The organism is Dehalococcoidia bacterium, from assembly GCA_021295915.1.
In the GTDB taxonomy this organism is placed as follows: Bacteria; Chloroflexota; Dehalococcoidia; order Lucifugimonadales; family UBA1123; genus VXRN01.
This window is the reverse complement of sequence record JAGWBK010000008.1, coordinates 45,254-61,956: the sequence shown is the minus strand read 5'-3', so window position 1 is coordinate 61,956 and position 16,703 is coordinate 45,254. Positions and strand designations below refer to the sequence as shown.

Annotated in this window: 17 protein-coding genes and 1 tRNA gene; 9 read left to right on the top strand and 9 right to left on the bottom strand. The window is 56.3% G+C overall.

All coding sequences use genetic code 11. From position 1 onward, the window contains the following. Positions 1-3: 3 nt before the first annotated feature. The 4 genes from J4G14_04290 (at position 4) to J4G14_04275 (ending at position 4,349) form a co-directional block, all read left to right on the top strand. A tRNA-Met gene (locus J4G14_04290) sits at positions 4-78 on the top strand. Between the two features lie 176 nt (positions 79-254). Beyond that, entirely contained in the window at positions 255-1,526 is a 1,272-nt protein-coding gene (locus tag J4G14_04285) for a CoA transferase (protein ID MCE2457013.1), read from the top strand. A gap of 123 nt (positions 1,527-1,649) precedes the next feature. Beyond that, positions 1,650-1,904, top strand: a complete 255-nt coding sequence (locus J4G14_04280; protein MCE2457012.1) for a ferredoxin family protein — start codon at positions 1,650-1,652, stop codon at positions 1,902-1,904. A 171-nt stretch (positions 1,905-2,075) separates the two neighbouring features. Then, positions 2,076-4,349 carry an aconitate hydratase gene (locus tag J4G14_04275; protein ID MCE2457011.1) on the top strand — a complete coding sequence of 758 codons (2,274 nt, stop codon included), beginning with the start codon at positions 2,076-2,078 and terminating at the stop codon, positions 4,347-4,349. 88 nt (positions 4,350-4,437) lie between these two features. Here J4G14_04275 and J4G14_04270 read toward each other — a convergent pair whose 3' ends face one another. From J4G14_04270 to J4G14_04255, 4 genes are all read right to left on the bottom strand, one after another. After that, a complete protein-coding gene (locus tag J4G14_04270) occupies positions 4,438-4,866 on the bottom strand; it encodes a VOC family protein (GenBank protein ID MCE2457010.1) in 429 nt (142 codons plus the stop codon). Between the two features lie 232 nt (positions 4,867-5,098). Continuing rightward, on the bottom strand, positions 5,099-7,540 hold the full coding sequence (recG, locus tag J4G14_04265; protein MCE2457009.1) for an ATP-dependent DNA helicase RecG: 2,442 nt from the start codon (positions 7,538-7,540) through the stop codon (positions 5,099-5,101). Between the two features lie 29 nt (positions 7,541-7,569). Beyond that, positions 7,570-8,412 carry a DegV family protein gene (locus tag J4G14_04260; protein MCE2457008.1) on the bottom strand — a complete coding sequence of 281 codons (843 nt, stop codon included), beginning with the start codon at positions 8,410-8,412 and terminating at the stop codon, positions 7,570-7,572. A gap of 9 nt (positions 8,413-8,421) precedes the next feature. Continuing rightward, positions 8,422-10,062, bottom strand: a complete 1,641-nt coding sequence (locus J4G14_04255) for a DAK2 domain-containing protein (GenBank protein MCE2457007.1) — start codon at positions 10,060-10,062, stop codon at positions 8,422-8,424. A 124-nt stretch (positions 10,063-10,186) separates the two neighbouring features. Between J4G14_04255 and rpmB the strand changes: the two genes are divergently transcribed. The 5 genes from rpmB (at position 10,187) to J4G14_04230 (ending at position 13,612) form a co-directional block, all read left to right on the top strand. After that, positions 10,187-10,378 (top strand): 50S ribosomal protein L28, encoded by a 192-nt coding sequence (rpmB, locus tag J4G14_04250; GenBank protein MCE2457006.1) that lies wholly within the window; start codon positions 10,187-10,189, stop codon positions 10,376-10,378. A gap of 165 nt (positions 10,379-10,543) precedes the next feature. Continuing rightward, positions 10,544-11,515, top strand: a complete 972-nt coding sequence (locus J4G14_04245; protein ID MCE2457005.1) for a dihydrodipicolinate synthase family protein — start codon at positions 10,544-10,546, stop codon at positions 11,513-11,515. A 129-nt stretch (positions 11,516-11,644) separates the two neighbouring features. Then, positions 11,645-12,634, top strand: a complete 990-nt coding sequence (locus J4G14_04240; protein ID MCE2457004.1) for a hypothetical protein — start codon at positions 11,645-11,647, stop codon at positions 12,632-12,634. Between the two features lie 268 nt (positions 12,635-12,902). Continuing rightward, positions 12,903-13,199 (top strand): hypothetical protein, encoded by a 297-nt coding sequence (locus J4G14_04235; protein ID MCE2457003.1) that lies wholly within the window; start codon positions 12,903-12,905, stop codon positions 13,197-13,199. A 17-nt stretch (positions 13,200-13,216) separates the two neighbouring features. Then, positions 13,217-13,612, top strand: coding sequence for a YtxH domain-containing protein (locus tag J4G14_04230; protein ID MCE2457002.1), 396 nt, complete (start codon positions 13,217-13,219; stop codon positions 13,610-13,612). Positions 13,613-13,695: 83 nt separating this feature from the next. Here J4G14_04230 and pheA read toward each other — a convergent pair whose 3' ends face one another. Genes pheA through J4G14_04205 form a run of 5 tightly spaced genes read right to left on the bottom strand, consistent with a single transcriptional unit; the run spans position 13,696 to position 16,699 of the window. Beyond that, positions 13,696-14,529: a prephenate dehydratase gene (pheA, locus tag J4G14_04225; GenBank protein ID MCE2457001.1), complete on the bottom strand. Its 834-nt coding sequence runs from the start codon at positions 14,527-14,529 to the stop codon at positions 13,696-13,698. Beyond that, positions 14,529-14,957 carry a TrkA family potassium uptake protein gene (locus J4G14_04220; protein ID MCE2457000.1) on the bottom strand — a complete coding sequence of 143 codons (429 nt, stop codon included), beginning with the start codon at positions 14,955-14,957 and terminating at the stop codon, positions 14,529-14,531. Before J4G14_04220 ends, pheA begins: the two co-directional genes overlap by 1 nt. Before the next feature lie 27 nt (positions 14,958-14,984). Continuing rightward, on the bottom strand, positions 14,985-15,431 hold the full coding sequence (locus tag J4G14_04215; protein MCE2456999.1) for a TrkA family potassium uptake protein: 447 nt from the start codon (positions 15,429-15,431) through the stop codon (positions 14,985-14,987). Next, positions 15,432-15,956, bottom strand: coding sequence for a universal stress protein (locus J4G14_04210; protein ID MCE2456998.1), 525 nt, complete (start codon positions 15,954-15,956; stop codon positions 15,432-15,434). Positions 15,957-16,006: 50 nt separating this feature from the next. Continuing rightward, positions 16,007-16,699 carry a TrkA family potassium uptake protein gene (locus J4G14_04205; GenBank protein MCE2456997.1) on the bottom strand — a complete coding sequence of 231 codons (693 nt, stop codon included), beginning with the start codon at positions 16,697-16,699 and terminating at the stop codon, positions 16,007-16,009. Positions 16,700-16,703 lie beyond the last annotated feature (4 nt).

Genomic DNA, 16,703 nt, shown 5'->3' with positions numbered 1-16,703 from the left:
CGGTGCGGGGTGGAGCAGCGGCAGCTCGTTGGGCTCATAACCCAAAGGTCGCAGGTTCGAGTCCTGCCCCCGCCACCAGGAAACAAACCGCCCCCGGTACAGCATCGGGGGCCTTTCTTTTTCCGGCAAATTCACTGGCGTGTTGCCCTCACAGACTCAAGGAACGGGACGAGTACTCTGTCTGCGGTGCCTTGACATCACATGGGATCAGCCAGTACTACTTTACCCTGCTTTAGACGTGAGCGAGGTGTGCAATGGCAGGTCCACTGGCTGGAATTAAGATTCTCGAGTTCACTCAGATCATCGCAGGTCCGTTTGGTGGAATGCTGCTGGCCGACATGGGAGCCGACGTTATCAAGGTCGAACCGCTGGAGGGGGAGCCCTGGAGGCTGGCGCTTCAGTTCATCCCTGGTGAATCTAAGACATACATGTCTCTGAACCGCGGAAAGCGGAGTCTGCCGCTGGACCTCACCAGGAAAGAGGCAATCAAGGTCATCTATGACATGATGCCAGACGTAGACGTGGTCATCGTCAACGCGCGGCCCGATGTGCCGGGAAACCTGGGCATTGACTACGACACTTTGGCGGGAATCAATCCACAACTGATCTACTGTGACAACACAGCATATGGTAGAAGCGGGCCAGACTCTTACAGGCCAGGTTACGACCTGATAATTCAGGCGATGACAGGGCTTATGGCTGCAGAGGGTAAGATCAGGGATGGTGTCCCTCAACTCATCACTGCGACTGCGATCGCCGACTATGCTACGGGCATAGCCATAGCCTGGGGGGTCTGTGCAGCGCTGTTCCACCGTGAGCGCACCGGGAAGGGTCAACGAGTGGATACTAGCCTTCTTGCATCTGGTCTAGCTGTTCAGACGGGTGGATTCATGGAGATTAACTCAGTCGATAGAGAGAACCGGGAAGCGTTCCTGTCAGTGCTGGAGGCGATGCGCGAATCTGGCGCATCTTACGAGGAGATCGACGAACAGCACCAGCAGATGATGAATCCCTTTAGAAGGGGCAACATCTACTATCGCACCTACCAGGCAAAGGACGGTGCGCTGGCCGTTGCCTGTCTGAGTGACAGGCTGCGCAAGCGGGTCGCTGACGTGCTGGAGATCGACGATCCCAGGTTCCAGCCCGGTTACGATCCCATGTCTCCGCAGGTCCTGGACCCTAGTGAAGAATTGGTGCAGCAGGCAGAGGAGCTCTTCCTCGGGAAGACTGTCGAGGAGTGGCTCCAGATATTCGATTCGGTTGGTGTGCCGGCGGGGCCAGTACGCTACATCCAGGAGCTGTTGCAAGACGAACAGGTCAAGGCCAACGGACTAGTCGTGGACCTTGAGCACTCTCTGGCTGGACCGGTCAAGATGGTCGGGCCAATGATCCAGATGAGTGAGACACCGCTGGAGGCCAAGAGCGCGTCTCCTGCCCTGGGCGAGCACACCGACGAGATCCTGTTGGAGATGGGCTATAGCTCAGAAGAGATTACGGGGCTGAAGTTGGATGGGGCAACGCTCTGACCGTGAGTGGCTACACTTTCGGTCAGTTGAAATGGCGATACTTGCTGACTATAATTGGAGCGGCTTTCACGGAGGCCGCTCAGGGGCGGGCTTACGAACCCTCGACAGGAGGCACTAAAGGTAATGACCTATATCATCGCAGAGCCGTGCGTCGACGTTAAAGATGGGGCATGTGTGGACGTTTGCCCAGTAGATTGCATCTACGGTCTGGACGAAGAAGAGGACAGACAGCTCTTCATTCACCCAGAGGAGTGCATCGACTGTGCAGCATGCGAGCCGGTCTGCCCGGTGACAGCGATATTCGCGGAGGATGACACGCCTCCCGAGTGGGACAACTTCATCGACATCAACTATGAGTACTTCGGGATGTCCCGCTAGGGTCTTCCCTACAGTCCAGACTAGCTCAGCAGTACCCTGCCCGCCGTTCCAAGGCTTGTTGGAATGGCATTGGCAGGGTATTCTTTGGGTGAGCCAATCTAAAGCGACTGACCTTTAGCACAGTAAGAGAGTGCGCGCGGCCAGTCGCTCTTCGTATAGGAGGAACCGATCATGGTGACTATTGAGTCGACAGCCGAATTTGCCACGAAGACTTACGAGCGAATGTCGGAACGGCTGGGAGTCGTTCGCAAGCGATTGAACAGGCCGATGAGCCTCGCCGAAAAGGTGCTCTTGTCTCACCTGGACGATCCCGAAAACCAGGAGGTCGTGCCTGGCAAGACCTACATACGCGTCAGGCCGGACAGGGTTATACTTCAGGACGTGCTTGGTCAAACGGCAATGCTGCAGTTCATGCAGACGCTCAGAGACAAGGTCGCCGTCCCAACCACGATTCACTGCGACCACCTGATCCAGGCACGTGAAGAAGGCGTGCAGGACCTCCGCGAATCGCTCGCCGAAAACGGTGAGGTCTACGGCTTCCTCAGGTCGGCTGCAATGAGATATGGCGTCGGCTTCTGGGAGCCGGGTGCAGGGATAATCCACCAGGTCAATCTGGAGAACTACGCATTTCCAGGTCAGGTTATCATCGGCACAGACTCTCACACGCCAAATGCCGGAGGACTCGGGGCCTGCTCGGTAGGTGTTGGCGGAGCTGACGCAGTTGAGGTAATGGCAGGGCTGCCCTGGGACGTCCTCTTGCCGAGGCGAATCGGGGTCGTCTTGACTGGCCAACTTAACGGATGGACAGCACCGAAGGACGTTATCCTGAAGTTGGCGGGAATGCTGACCGTGTCAGGTGGCACGAACAGCATCATCGAGTACATCGGCCCGGGCACGAGCAGCATCAGCTGTACCGGCAAGGCCACGATAACGAACATGGGCGCCGAACTCGGGGCAACTACTTCCATGTTCCCTTACGACCGAAGCATGGCGGACTATCTCACCGCAACCAACAGACCCGAACTAGCTGAGGTTGCTGACCAGTTTGCAGACATGCTGAAGGCCGACCCGGAGGTCGAGGCTGACCCTGACAGCTACTTCGATCAGGTAGTCAGGATTGACCTCACTACCCTTGAGCCGCACGTAGTTGGCCCGCACTCTCCTGACCGGGCGCGTCCGATTTCAGAGTTGGCGGCTGAGGTCGCCGACTCCTCAAACGAGTTCATCGACGAGATATCATCGGCGCTCATCGGGTCATGCACTAACTCCTCATACGAAGACATGAGCCGGGCGGCTGACGTTGCTGAGCAGGCGGCTGCACGAGGCTTGAAGTCTGCGGTGCCTTTCATGGTGACTCCCGGATCCGAGCAGGTGCGTGCAACCATCGAGCGAGATGGCCAGATGGACTCCCTCCACAAGATCGAGTCCACTGTGCTCGCCAATGCATGCGGCCCGTGCATCGGGCAGTGGCGCAGGTCGCGTGAAGCCAACACCGATGCCAACACCATCGTGACCTCTTACAACAGAAACTTCCCTCAACGAAATGATGGGGCGCGAACTACGATGAACTTCATCGCCAGTCCTGAGATAGTGACAGCGTTTGCTATCGCTGGCAGCCTGTCATTCAATCCGCTGACTGACGAACTCACTGCCCCGGACGGATCGAAGTTCAGGCTCGATCCACCGGCCGTTGCGCCGGAGGTGCCGGAGGAAGCATTTGACAGGGGAGCAACCAACTACGTGGCCCCACCGGAAGACGGAAGCGGCGTTGCCGTGGAAGTAGCTCCAGACTCCCAGCGTCTCCAGGTCATGCAGCCCTGGGATGCGTGGGACGGCAATGACGTCGAAGAAGTCCCTGTTCTGCTTAAGGTCTCTGGCAAGTGCACGACGGACCACATCTCACCTGCTGGTCCCTGGCTGTCACTTCGCGGCCACCTAGACAAGTTCAGTGACAACATGTTCATGGGTGCGATCAACGCCTACACGGGTGAGGCCGGCAAGACGAGGAACATCGTTACCGGCGACGAGGGAGTAGCTGTCTCGGCCGTCGCCAGGGACTACAAGTCCAGAGGGCTAAAGTGGGTCGTGGTCGGCGACGACAACTACGGTGAAGGTAGCTCACGAGAACACGCCGCCCTTTCACCCAGATTGCTCAACGGAGCGGCTGTAATCTCCCGCAGTTTCGCCAGGATCCACGAGACTAATCTAAAGAAGCAGGGTCTGCTCGCACTGACATTCAGCGACCCGTCTGACTACGATAGGATCCGTGAAGATGACAGGATCAGCCTGACTGGACTGTCTGAGCTGGCGCCAGGCCAGCCTGTGACAGCAACCCTGCACCACTCCGACGGGACTGAGGAGACTCTCGCACTGAACCATTCATTTGCTGAGGAGCAGATTCAGTGGTTCCTTGTGGGGTCTGCGCTGAACCTGTTCCACCAGTAGGCTGCGGAGCAGGCCGCACGCAAGTCGTAGCTGCTTTGTAGAGTAGTAAGAGAGGGAGCGGGCTTTTGTGATCAGCCCGCTCTTTGCTTTAATCGCCGCTGGTACCGACCCAGCCCGACTGGGAAACATCAATCATTATCCCCTCGGGCCCGGCGTACTTGGTCTCCACATTCATTCCACCGTGCCCGCTGCCCATTCCTGAGTGCAGGGCATCGTTGATGTCGTCGCGGGGGCTGGAGTTCTTATGCCTGAGCCTCTGCTCGGTGGCTTCTGCATCGTCTACCTGGAACCCAATGTGATGTAGACCAGCGTAGTCTGTACCGAACTCTTCGCCGGCGACAACTTCGCTATGGAAGTTGAGGATCGCCAAGTTGATGTTTCCATCGCTCAGGTAGTAGCCCGAGGCATTGGCGCTATCAACCTTGCCAACTTCTTCGAGGTCGAACACTTCCTTGAAGAATTCCGCAGTCTTGTCCGGATCCTGACTAGCAATTGCAATGTGCTTGATCTTGGCCATGTTACCTCGCTCATCTTGCCCAGATGCAGTATTGGCCCACTGCTTCTGTGTGAATTCAAAGCCAACTATATTAACCGTATTGGACGAGTGTCAAATACTGCAGTTGCAATTTGATAGCGAGTTCGTCCACAGTGCCGTTGCTGAAGGGACATTCTGCTTAAGTGAACACCCGAAGCGCCATGTTTACTTAGAAATCTGGTAGTGCTGGCAGGCGAGGCATCAAGGCCCTGACCTAGCTGTGCTCCCCCGTTAGACGGGAGTTGAACTCGCCGAACGCCGTGGAGAGCGAGCTGTGTTCCGGCCTGCTGAGGTCCGGATCTGCCGAGAGTATTCTGTCGGCCTCTCGTCGAGCGAGAGTGACAATGTCCTGGTCGGTGATCTCCGCCACCCTGAAAGTGGGAAGTCCGCTTTGACGAGTGCCGAGGTAGTCACCCGGGCCTCTTAACTCGAGGTCCTCCTCTGAGAGCCTGAACCCGTCCGAGGTGCGTTCCAGGAGCCTTAGCCGGTTCAGAGCTTCGGATCCAGGCGATTCTGAGAGAAGCAGACACGTGCTCTGATGTGCACCACGCCCTACCCTGCCCCGAAGCTGATGAAGCTGCGAAAGGCCGAAGCGCTCTGCCCCGTCGATCAGCATCACAGTTGCATTTGGGACATCGATGCCGACTTCAATGACAGGGGTGGCAACAAGAACGTCCAGGTCGCCCGCCTTGAAGTCGTCCATCACGTGCTCTTTCTCCTCCAGGCTCATGCGCCCGTGAAGCAGGCCTACACTGCGTTCAGCGAAAACTGTCGTCGAGAGCCGCTCGTACTCCTCCTGGGCCGCCTTGGTCTGTATGACCTCTGATTCATCGATGAGTGGGCACACGACGAACGCCTGCCTTCCATCGTCCAGCTCATCGCGTACAAACTCGAATGCCGCGTCTCGCCTCTCGTTCTCGACGAACCTGGTACGCACAGGCAACCTGCCAGGAGGCATTTCATCAATCACTGATACGTCCAGGTCTCCGTAGAGCGTCATTGAGAGTGACCTGGGGATTGGCGTGGCACTCATGGCAAGGAAGTGAGGTCGTACGCCCTTCTCCCGCAGCTTTGCGCGCTGGGAGACACCGAACCGGTGCTGTTCATCCACGACCGCCAGAGACATATTCGGGATGTCGACCGACTCCTGTATGAGTGCATGAGTGCCAATGACAATGTCCACCAAACCTGCAGAGAGCAGACTCGTGAGATCGTCCCTGATTCGTCTCCTCTGACCCCCGAGAAGCAGTGCGACCGTCAACTTTCGGTCCAACCCGTGTACGCTCAGTGTCTGGATGCTCCCTCCCGCCGGTTCGAAACCGGGACCATCCAACAGTCGGCAGATTGTAAGGAAGTGCTGCTCGGCAAGGATCTCCGTCGGAGCCATGAGCGCGGCCTGTGTGCCGTTGTGGACGGCCGCAAGCATGGCGGCTGTCGCTACTATCGTCTTGCCGCTGCCGACGTCTCCCTGCAGCAGACGACTCATCGCCTGGTTGGTCTCAATGTCGGAAAGGATGTCATTAATTGCCCGGGACTGAGCTCCGGTTAGCTCGAATGTGAGAGTGCTCAAGAAGGCATCCAGGGTACTGGGTTCTACGCGAAGTGGCAGAGCACCACCCGATTCCTTCCACTCGGCCCTACGTGACAGTACGGAGAGTTGAAATAGGAACAACTCGTCGAATGCGAGTCTCCGCCGGGCATGCTGGTAACTCTCCCAGTCATCGGGATAGTGCATCTGCCGGATCGCGTCACGAAGTCCGATCAGTCCCGCGCGATGCAGCATCTCCTTTGGAAGGAACTCGTCAATCTGCCCAATGCATTCATCAAGGGCCCGCTTTACTAATGTACGGAGCACCCGCTGGGACAGGCCCTGAGTGGTCGAGTACACGGGAACGAGCCTCCCCGTGTGTAGAAGATCGTCGTCCTCGTCCAGGACCTCACACTCAGGTCCCTGAAACACCAGATTTCCCCGGAAGACGTTGACCTTGCCACTTATCGAGACACGCGATCCCTGTTTGAGTCGTGAGGCAAGCCACGGGTTGTTGAACCACACTGCCCTGACATTACCGGTCTCATCTCCAAGGACAGCCTGAGTGGACTTCTGACGCCCGAGCATTGTCTGACTGGCTTCCCAGACTGTCAGAATGGCAGTCTGGTCTTCTCCGGGTGAAAGCTGGGCGACTTTCCGGATCCTGGTGTAGTCAGAGTGTCGATTTGGAAACTGATAGACGAGATCGCCGACACGATTCACCCCAATGCTCTCAAGCCGGGGCTGCATTTTCCGCCAGACACCCTTCATAAGAGTGACGTCGTCAGAGAGCTTCAGGGATCTGTCTGGGGGTGTGCGCTTCCTGGACTGGCCTTTGGGTCCTGGCCGAGGACTGGCGCTGTGACGAGGGACAGCGGATTCCGGCCTGTCACTTACGCTCGTATCCTCTCGCATCCTCTGCACGGTTTGCCGCGACCACTCGGAGCGCTCTTCCGTTGTCAGTGAAGCGTAGGAGGCGATACCACCCAGATACGGTTCCAGGTCTGATGCATGTCGCACCAGGAACCCATCGAGGCCACCGATAACGGCCGTATCATCAAATCCCCTGTCACGCTCCTCGCGAAGGATGTTGTAGAGCGATCGGGTTGCTGGCCTGGTGGAAGTCATGCTCGTGATGGCATCGAACCGATGCCTGACTAGGAATCCCCCAAAATGACCAGCCCGAGCGAGTCGGGGCCAACGTAAGTTCCAAGCGCCGGACCGAACCTGACCACTATCGGCTCTTCGTCACCTGACATGAGAGGACGAATGGACTCGGCTAGGGAATCGACCTCGTCTCGCGAGGTGCTGTACATGACCGCCGCAGACGTGAAGGGAGAGAAGTCCTGGGCTGCTCGTTCAAGCCTGGCCATCCCCTTGCGGCGCGTTCGTTCCTTCGCGAAGTCATGCACCACACCATCCAGAACGGTAATGAGCGGCTTTATCTTCAGGAGAGTGCCAACCAACGCTCTGGCCTTGCCGATCCGCCCGCCCTTCTGCAGGTATTCCAGTGTATCCAACAGCACTACGCACTGCGCTCTTGCGGTGGCACTGTTGGCGACTTCTACAACCTCTTCAACTGACGCGCCTGCGTTCGCAGCACGCGCAGCGGCCATTACGATGAGTCCGACACCCATCGAGGCCTGCAACGTGTCTATAACTTCAATGGGACAATCTACCTCGGCGCGTTCAGACCCCTGTTGAGCCGAGTTGAAAGTGCCACTGACCTTGCTGGACACGTGTATTGACACTATTGCATCCGCGTCCACAGCGACACGTTCATATGCGTCAACAAAATCACCCACTGAGGGTTGAGACGTCGTAGGAAAGTCCGGGCCATTGAGGAGTCTTTCAAAGAATTCGTCGGTGGTTAGATCGACCCCATCTTTGAACACCTGCGTGCCAAAGTGCACGTTGGCGGGAACTACAGTTATGCCAAGTTCATCAGCGATTTCCGGGGGCAGATCTGAAACACTATCGGCTACTACACGTACGGCCATGTTCTCACCTCACTCAAGGGACATAAAGAGATGGTAGTGTGGCTGACCGCCGTAGACCACCTCGAATTCAATCTCGGGGAAGTTGTCCTGCAGCTGAGAAGCGAGCTTGTCAGTCTGCTCCTCATCCATCTGGTCTCCCCAATAGAGGGTTGCCAGGTCAACAGGTTCGTCAGTTTCAGCAATTCTCAAGAGGCCTGTAATGACTCCCTCGAGTGAATCATCTGCATAGACCAGCCTCCTGTCGAGCATAGCGATGAGCTGGTCTTCTTGTACCCTCACACCATCAAGTTCCGCGTCGCGAGAAGCGAAACATATCTCTCCCGTGCGGGCCGTCTGCAACTGGTTGACCATCTCTTCGGCGTGGTCTGCCAGCGAGCCCTTTGTGAGATCGTAGTTCAGGACCGTCATTATCCCCTGCACCACGGTGCGGCTCGGCACAACCCGGACGTTCTTGGACGACCGCTCAGCAGCCTGTTCAGCAGCCAGTATGATGTTCGGGTTGTTGGGCAGAAACACCACGTTCTCCAGAGGCGCATCCTCTATGGCGCGAAGTACGTCGCCAACACTTGGGTTCATGGAGTCGCCACCGCTTACGAAATTCTCTACTGAGAATCCCCTGAACACCTCCTCTAGCCCTTCGCCCTGCACCACTGCAACGACTGCGACGTCTTCGACACCCAACTCGGCTCGGCGCTCAGCGGAGAACTGTTCTCGCTGCTCATCCATGTTCTGGATGTTTTCTTTAAACACTTCTCCAAGAGTACGTCCATAGTCCACGACATCGTCTGGTTCAGTAGTATGAACATGGATTCGCACCAGTGAGTCTGTCCCAATCACCACCGGCGAATTGCCGAGTTCTTCAAGCATTGTCATGATCGAGTCTTTGTCGAGGGATGGCCCACTGATCATGAACTGAGTGCAGTATCCAAATTCCTCTTCTTCGATTTCATCAAGGAATTCAGACGAGATGTTGCCATCCAGGGAAATAGGTTGAGGAGGAGTCAACATTTCGTCCAGATCTCCAGTCTGGCGAAGATGGCGCCTGGCCCCCTCCAACATCACGTAGAAACCATATCCTCCGGAGTCCACGAGCCCAGCCTTCCGCAGCACTGATAGCAAAGTCGGAGTCCGCGCCACCGATTCCAGAGCAGCATCGCAGACAACGTCCAGGAGACCTGCCAGGTCGTCTGACGATGAGGCGTGGGCTGCATCCGAAGACTCGCGCATAACGGTCAGTATCGTCCCTTCCCTGGGATGTCCAATACCGCCATAAGCATGCACCGAAGCTGCGGAGAGAGATCGAGCTAAATCCTCAGTACCAAAGTCAGTGTGACCTTCAAGCGCCTCAGCCATTCCCATAAAGAACTGCGATAGAAGCACGCCGCTGTTGCCGCGGCCACCATTGAGCGCATGTTCCGCCATCAAGCGAGAAGTCTCGCCCACCGAAGGTGAAACGTCTGGCGCGGTATTGGAAACCACGTCCAAGAGCGTGAGGTACATATTGATTCCAGTGTCCCCGTCAGGGACCGGAAACACATTAAGCCGATTGATTTCAGGGACGTTGACCTCGAGCAGTTCGAGAGCTGACTCGAACATGGACAGCAGTCCCGGGCCGTCCAGTCTTTCGTTGTGAGTGAGAGGTTCCGCCATAGACAATCCAGTTTGCCCAGCTAAACTCAGGTGTGCTAGTGTGCTAAAGATAATTTGGCGTCGTTGACCGCCCAATGTAGTGCCCAATTGTAATCTCAAGTCCAGAGGCCGTCAAAGAGGGAAAATGGCTAAGTGTCAACTGTGTAATAAGGCTGGCCAATCAGGTAACAACGTTAGCCACTCGAATAAACGCACTCGGACCAGGTGGTTCGCGAACGTACAGCGCTCGACAATCATCCGGAATGGCAAGGCTGAAAAGCTGTCCGTCTGCACCAGGTGCCTGAGGACCCATAACAAGGTCATCATGAAGGGCTGAGGTTGCACGCCTCTAGTCAGTAGCAGAACAACACTGATGTCGACGGGAACGTCAAAAGGGCTTGATTCGTTGACACCACCACACCTCATGGCTACCATAATTTCTACGGTCGTGCAGGAGTTCTGCACCCACGCCGACCCCTAGAGTTCCCGCCCGGAGAGAGCTATGGCCGAGTACACCAAGTCAGAGTCAATGGACTGGGCACGCGAGAATCTTCGCGGCCAGTGGACTACCCTAATGACGCCCTTCACGCCTGATGACCAGGTGGACGAAGAGGGTCTCAGAAAGAACATAGCCCACGTACGCGCGCTCGGTACACACGGTGCCGGTTCCACGTGGGGAATGGGCGAATTCTGGAGCCTCACCCATGAGGAGCGTCTCCGGGTCTACGATGTAGTGGCCGAAGAGTCCGCAGGGGAGTGGCCGATCGGGGCTCACGTCTCCCACACTTCTGCCAAGTCCATGCTGGATCTTGCTCAACACGCGGAAGGAGTGGGTTTCGACCTGCTGATCGTGGGTGCTCCCTACTTCGTGACCAACACCGAAGACCAGGTCGTAGAGTGGGTCCGTCTCCTGGCGGACAACACCGATCTCGGCATCATGTACTACAACTCGCCACAGTTCGGGACGGTGCTGGATGCACGCGGTCTCCAGAGGATCTGCCAGATCCCCAACGTGGTTGGAGTAAAAGAAGCTAGCTTCAACCAGGAAATCTCAGTTGAGACTCATCAGCTGGTTGGCCGCGATGCCATTATCAGCACCCCAGACGAGTGGATACTTTTCAGGGGCAGGGAGCTTGGCTTCGAGCAGCAGGTCATGTTTGCGAACACCTCCGACTGGCGTTTCGATACGCAAGACGAGAACTACTATGTGCAGTTCATCGACAAGGCGATGAGGGGTGATCTGGACGACGATTTCTATGACACCCACGTTCGGCCAGTAAAGCAGGTCTCAGACAAGTGGTGGGCGTACACAGTTCAGAAGTTCGGAGGGGCCCTCCCAGCTTCAATGTGCAAGTACTGGGGCGAACTGATGGGCTTGGCTGGAGGGCACATCCGCCCTCCCCTGAGCGAACTGTCAGATGGCGAGAAGGCCGAGCTGAAGTCGGACGTTGGCGCTGTAGTCGACCTCGCTTAATCGAGGCGAGCGCCTGGAGCCCTCGGGGGCAGAGGCGAGACACAATACTTCACTTGCTCCACCAGAACCAAGTCCCCATTTGAAGATAACCAAGTCAGGACCACAATCCCAAGCCACAGGTGAGCACGTATGCTGTTAATGGTTAGCGTCCAGAACCTTCCCGAAGCCACGGAGGCGCTGCATGGCGGGGCCGACATCGTTGATGTCAAAAACCTCCAGGAAGCACTAGTGGGTTCGGCACACCCGCTTACAGTCAAGGCCGTACGCGACGCCATTCCGGGTGCAAGGCACGCCAGTGTTACGCTGGGGGTCGTCCCTAATCAGGCGGGCACCGTAGCGATGGCAGTGTACGCAGCAGGAGTGCTCGACGCTACTTCTGTAAAAGTTGGATTCATGACGACTGAGTACGAGCAGGCGGTGGAGACACTCCTGGAGTGCAGGGAGGCTCTCGACGGGTTCGAGACCAAGCTCATAGGCTCCCTGTTTGCGGACAATCCTCTTTACGGTGGTCTCGAAGCTGACAACATGGTGGAACTGGCAAAAGCAGGAAAGTGCGACGGCTGGCTCATCGATACATTGACGAAGGATGGCCGGAACCTCTTCGACTTCCTTCCTGAGCTACAGCTCCGTGAGATGGTGCTGGAGGGCAAAGAGATCGGTATGTCCACGGCCCTGTCCGGGCATTTGAGGATGAGCGACCTGGATGAGCTTGCACGGATCAACCCAGACATCGTCGGAGTGAGGGGAGCGGTATGCCGGAAGGGTGACCGATCTTCTGACGTTCATCGCGACGCTGTTGGTGAGTTCAGGCGGCAGCTTGACCTGCGTGAGACCGGCAAAATCAGTGTGCGCGAAGCCCAGATCATGGCTGGAAATGGAGCAACTGTCCAGAGCTCCAACGGCTGGAATATCATAGACGGTACTGGGAAGACCTGTGCCGGGATACTGGCGGCACTTACTGCACAGATAGAGGTCGACGGCGAGTCCTTCATCGAAGTTATAATTCCAGATGTTCTCAATGCATACGACGTGGTCGTATGGGCCGAAGAGCATAGTCACAACGTGCTGACGCAGCGCAAGGACGAGACAGGAGCCACAAGGATGCTTATCAAGCCGTAGTCTTGCCAGGCCCCACATCGAGTCTGTAGAGAGCCGGCAACCCGCCGGCTCTTTTCTTTCTCTTCGCGTGTCTCCCTGTTCATAGCCAGCTAGTCCGGGCTTAAGGAATTCCCTCAATTCTACTCATCGAGGCCCTGCCCTGGAGGGGGCCAATTGACCCATTTCAAGGCGCCCTCAATAGACAAAACGATGACCTAGTTTTCAATTGCGTGGCATATAGGCCCATGCTAGGATGGCTTAAAGAACAGCAAGAGAAACGGGGATTTTATTGGAAGGGGATACAGTCAGCGACATCGCAACAATCGTAGGATTGGTGACGGATGTCGTGTTGCTCATATTGCTAACCGCCGTCCTGATAGGTTTCTTTGTTGTCTTCGCGCTAATCAGCAAGCTACTCAGTACAGCCCAATCTACGTTGGAAACTGTGCAGGACGCCGCAGAGACCGTATCCGAAAGAGTTATCAACCCAGCGACCGAAAACGTAGGCAACAGTCGAAGACTTGGCAGCGCTGTCGGATTCCTGATTGGTCTGTTCCGACGTAGGCGCCGCTCGAATGGCAACTGAATTCAGGAGGAAATAAGATGGCGAACAACAATGGCGGCGGGGGCTTCCTGGTCGGCTTCCTGGTTGGAGGCATAATCGGCGGATTCCTGGGCCTCCTACTCGCTCCGAAGCCTGGCTCGCAGACTCGTGCAGAGCTCATGGAGATGGGTGACGCTTGGCGCACACGAGCGGACGAGATTGCGGCACAAATGGCGGCTGAAATGCGTTCGCGGGGCGTGCCAGACATGAGCACCGTGGGAGACCGCGTGGGTCCAGCCGTGGACTCCCTTCGAGAAAGAGGATCGACAACCCTTGGCGCAGCCCGCGAAGCAGGAACGAGCGCTGTTGCAAGCGCGCGCCAGGGTGTGGATGCCGTCAGGTCCAAGATTTCCAATGGAGATGACTCAGCAAAGCCTGAGGACGGCACCACTTAGAAGACCGAAGTCAGACCACGTTAAGCTAAAGGGCCGGCATTGTTGGCCGGCCCTTTGCTTTCTGCAGTCTGGCGCATATTACGTCAGTCGGGTATCGACGCCCGTGGGTATGAACCAAGTACCTTGAACATCGACACTCTCGACCTAATCCCTTCCAGTGCATCTCGAATGATGTCGTCCTCGCGATGCCCTTCCAAGTCTATGAGGAACACATACTGTCCAAGACTTCTTCTATCAGGTCTCGACTCAATCTTGATCATGTTGATGCCTCTTCGGGCCAACTCCCCCAGGGTATCGTAGAGAACACCCGGAGCATCCTGCGCGAAGTCGAAGCAGATTGATGTCCTGTCCCTTCCAGTAGGCCTGCTGTCAGACTCTCCCAGCACCACAAATCGAGTCTGATTGTTGAAAACGTCTTCTATGTTTGCATCGAGAATGGTTGCGTCGAAGAGCTCAGCGGCGCGCTTGCTGGAGATAGCGGCTGCGGTGTGCCTGCTCTCCCGCATGTCCAGGACGGCACCGGCTGTGCTGAGCGATGCAACACTCTCTGCCTTAGGAAGGTTGCGCGTAAGGTAACCTCGGCACTGCGCGAGCGCCTGGGGGTGCGAATAAACGACCTCGATTTGATCCAGCCTGGTGCCAGGATCAATCAGGAGGCAGTGATGAATGGGCACCACCACCTCGCCTCTAATTTTAAGGCTCGACTCGTGGATAAGCAGGTCGACAGTAAATGTGACGGTACCCTCGAGGCTGTTCTCTATGGGAACGATCGCCTCATCGACTTCCCGATTACCTGCCGCTGCGACTACAAGAGGAATCGCGTTATACGCGACGCGTTCTAGTCGCGGATCATAGTCGATCGCTGCCTGTTCGCTATAAGTGCCCTCTGGGCCAAGATAGGCCAGCCGGTCAGCCATCAGCTTCCTCCGACGTCATCTACCAGCAGTCCTCCAAGGCGCTCCTCAATTGCATCAACCAGGATCGCAGTCATATCAATCGATTCGCTTACGCCCAACCGATTGAAGAGCTCGACGTGCTCAGAAATGCTGACAATCGACAGCACCCTGCCAACTCCGAATAGATTTGCCGCCATCTGGCAGATGACCAGATTTTCGTCGTCCCTTCGGCCAGTTGCTATAAGTACGTCAGCGCGACTGGCGCCAGCTTGCCAGAGGACTTGAGACTCGGTTGCGTCCCCACGTACGGCCACGCTTCCCAGTTCGTCTTCGATTGCGGCGAACCTCTCTGGGTCTCGATCGATGACCGTAATCTCCTGTTCAGCATCCAGCAGCCAGCGTGCAATTGCTGTCCCTACCCGGCCGGCGCCCACTATGATGGCATACATAATTTAGACTGGACCTGCATTGCCCGCCTAGAGTCGCTCAAGCGCGAGGTCCCTTAGAATCTCCGTGTGACTAATGATCGTTAAATCGAGATCCTCATACAGATCGCGCTTTACCGGATCGTCCAACCGACACACCACCCTGTTAACGTCGAGTATGTGAAGAGCTATCTGCGCCGCCATAATATTGACTGGGTCGGAGCCTGCGGTTGCTATGAAAACGTCAGTGTCCTGAACCCCCGTTTTTCGCAGATCGGACTCAAGGGTAATGTCAGCAAGAAATGGAACCAGTAGTCCATTACGCACGATGTCTCGTGGAAGATGGTTGAACGCGTCCACTGAAGAATCGAGAATGTGGACAGTTCTTCCCGGACGGCACAACGCCGTGGCAATTGAGGCGCCGGTCCTGCCACACCCGCCAATGGAGACTCGGTTTAGTCCCCTTATCATGGGCAGAGGCGCGCCGTTGTTCGTCATCTAGAGTGCTCTCGTACCAGGCGATTGTCTTTGAATGGTGGACCCAATCTGGGTCAGTTCACGACACAGAATCACTCGGCAAGGAGCGTGTCTCAAGATGTATGGAACGTGCTCTTCAAGAGAATAGCGCCCGAAAGCCTCGACCACAGATGTGCCGATTGCGATCGCCTCAACGTTCTTTTCGACGGCCTCACGTACCACTGCGGTCCCTGAATCCCGTGCCTGCACAAGATGAGCCTCAACGATACAGTTGTATCGGCTGGCGACGCGTTCCATTTCTTCCAGCACCTGCTCACCCGCGGTAGCCTCGTCGTCGATCACAGCATCCAGAGGCGTATGCCGGGCGACCTCAATTACGTAAAGCAAGCGCAGCGTGCTCCGCCTGGATTCGAGGAGTTCACATGCCATCCTGACAACGAGGTTATCCGAAGGGGAACCAGTGACTAGTACCAGGATTGAGGAGGGCCCGATGTTGCCCTGTTCCCCGTCGCCGGAGTGATTGTTTCTTCTCGCCCAATTGAACACTACTTATTGTCCCTCAACCAACCTTAGGGTCTCTACACACTCGTGAGGAATCAATTCGCGGCGTCCATTTCTACGTATTGGTCCGTCATGCCGTCGAGCTGGTCAAGCATTGAGTCATGTCCGGCGAGTACCAACCAGTCACCTCCACCAAGCCTGTCATTGGTATCTGGGTTCAGCGTGACCTCTCGCCCGCGCCGGATCGCCAGCACGACCAGGCCGTACTTGTTCCTTGGGCTCGAGAATCCAAGCTCGTTAAGGGTCCTGCCGTTGAATTCGTCGGGCACTTTGAGCTTGCTGATACCAAAGTTGGGAGTGATTTCCAGGTACTCCTGAACATTTGGATTGAACATGCTGTGTGCCAACCGGTTGCCCATCTCCTCCTCGGCATGGACAACTTTGTCGACGCCAATGAGGGACAAAGTGTTTCCGTGAAGCTCGTTGTGAGCTCTCGACACTATGTAGGGGACATCCATAGTTTTGATGAGCACCGAGGCCATGATGCTCGACGTGACATCCGATCCTATCGCGATTACTGCCGCATCGTAGTCAGGAACTCCCAGTTCCCTGAGCACAGCTTCATTTGTGCAATCAGCTATGAGGGAGTAGGTACACGCCCCCATCATGTTGTGTACACGGCTCTCATCTTTGTCAATTGCCAGCACATCGTGCCCGAGGTTATAGAGGGAGCGAGCGATACTCGAACCGAATCTTCCAAGGCCAAGTACGGCGATCTGTTTCTTCATAGGG

Bases quoted from the DNA above. Each gene is read 5' to 3' on its own strand.
- J4G14_04285 (MCE2457013.1), top strand. From the start codon at position 255: ATGGCAGGTCCACTGGCTGGAATTAAGATTCTCGAGTTCACTCAGATC.
- J4G14_04280 (MCE2457012.1), top strand. From the start codon at position 1,650: ATGACCTATATCATCGCAGAGCCGTGCGTCGACGTTAAAGATGGGGCA.
- J4G14_04275 (MCE2457011.1), top strand. From the start codon at position 2,076: ATGGTGACTATTGAGTCGACAGCCGAATTTGCCACGAAGACTTACGAG.
- J4G14_04270 (MCE2457010.1), bottom strand. From the start codon at position 4,866: ATGGCCAAGATCAAGCACATTGCAATTGCTAGTCAGGATCCGGACAAG.
- recG (MCE2457009.1), bottom strand. From the start codon at position 7,540: ATGACTTCCACCAGGCCAGCAACCCGATCGCTCTACAACATCCTTCGC.
- J4G14_04260 (MCE2457008.1), bottom strand. From the start codon at position 8,412: ATGGCCGTACGTGTAGTAGCCGATAGTGTTTCAGATCTGCCCCCGGAA.
- J4G14_04255 (MCE2457007.1), bottom strand. From the start codon at position 10,062: ATGGCGGAACCTCTCACTCACAACGAAAGACTGGACGGCCCGGGACTG.
- rpmB (MCE2457006.1), top strand. From the start codon at position 10,187: ATGGCTAAGTGTCAACTGTGTAATAAGGCTGGCCAATCAGGTAACAAC.
- J4G14_04245 (MCE2457005.1), top strand. From the start codon at position 10,544: ATGGCCGAGTACACCAAGTCAGAGTCAATGGACTGGGCACGCGAGAAT.
- J4G14_04240 (MCE2457004.1), top strand. From the start codon at position 11,645: ATGCTGTTAATGGTTAGCGTCCAGAACCTTCCCGAAGCCACGGAGGCG.
- J4G14_04230 (MCE2457002.1), top strand. From the start codon at position 13,217: ATGGCGAACAACAATGGCGGCGGGGGCTTCCTGGTCGGCTTCCTGGTT.
- pheA (MCE2457001.1), bottom strand. From the start codon at position 14,529: ATGGCTGACCGGCTGGCCTATCTTGGCCCAGAGGGCACTTATAGCGAA.
- J4G14_04220 (MCE2457000.1), bottom strand. From the start codon at position 14,957: ATGTATGCCATCATAGTGGGCGCCGGCCGGGTAGGGACAGCAATTGCA.
- J4G14_04215 (MCE2456999.1), bottom strand. From the start codon at position 15,431: ATGACGAACAACGGCGCGCCTCTGCCCATGATAAGGGGACTAAACCGA.
- J4G14_04205 (MCE2456997.1), bottom strand. From the start codon at position 16,699: ATGAAGAAACAGATCGCCGTACTTGGCCTTGGAAGATTCGGTTCGAGT.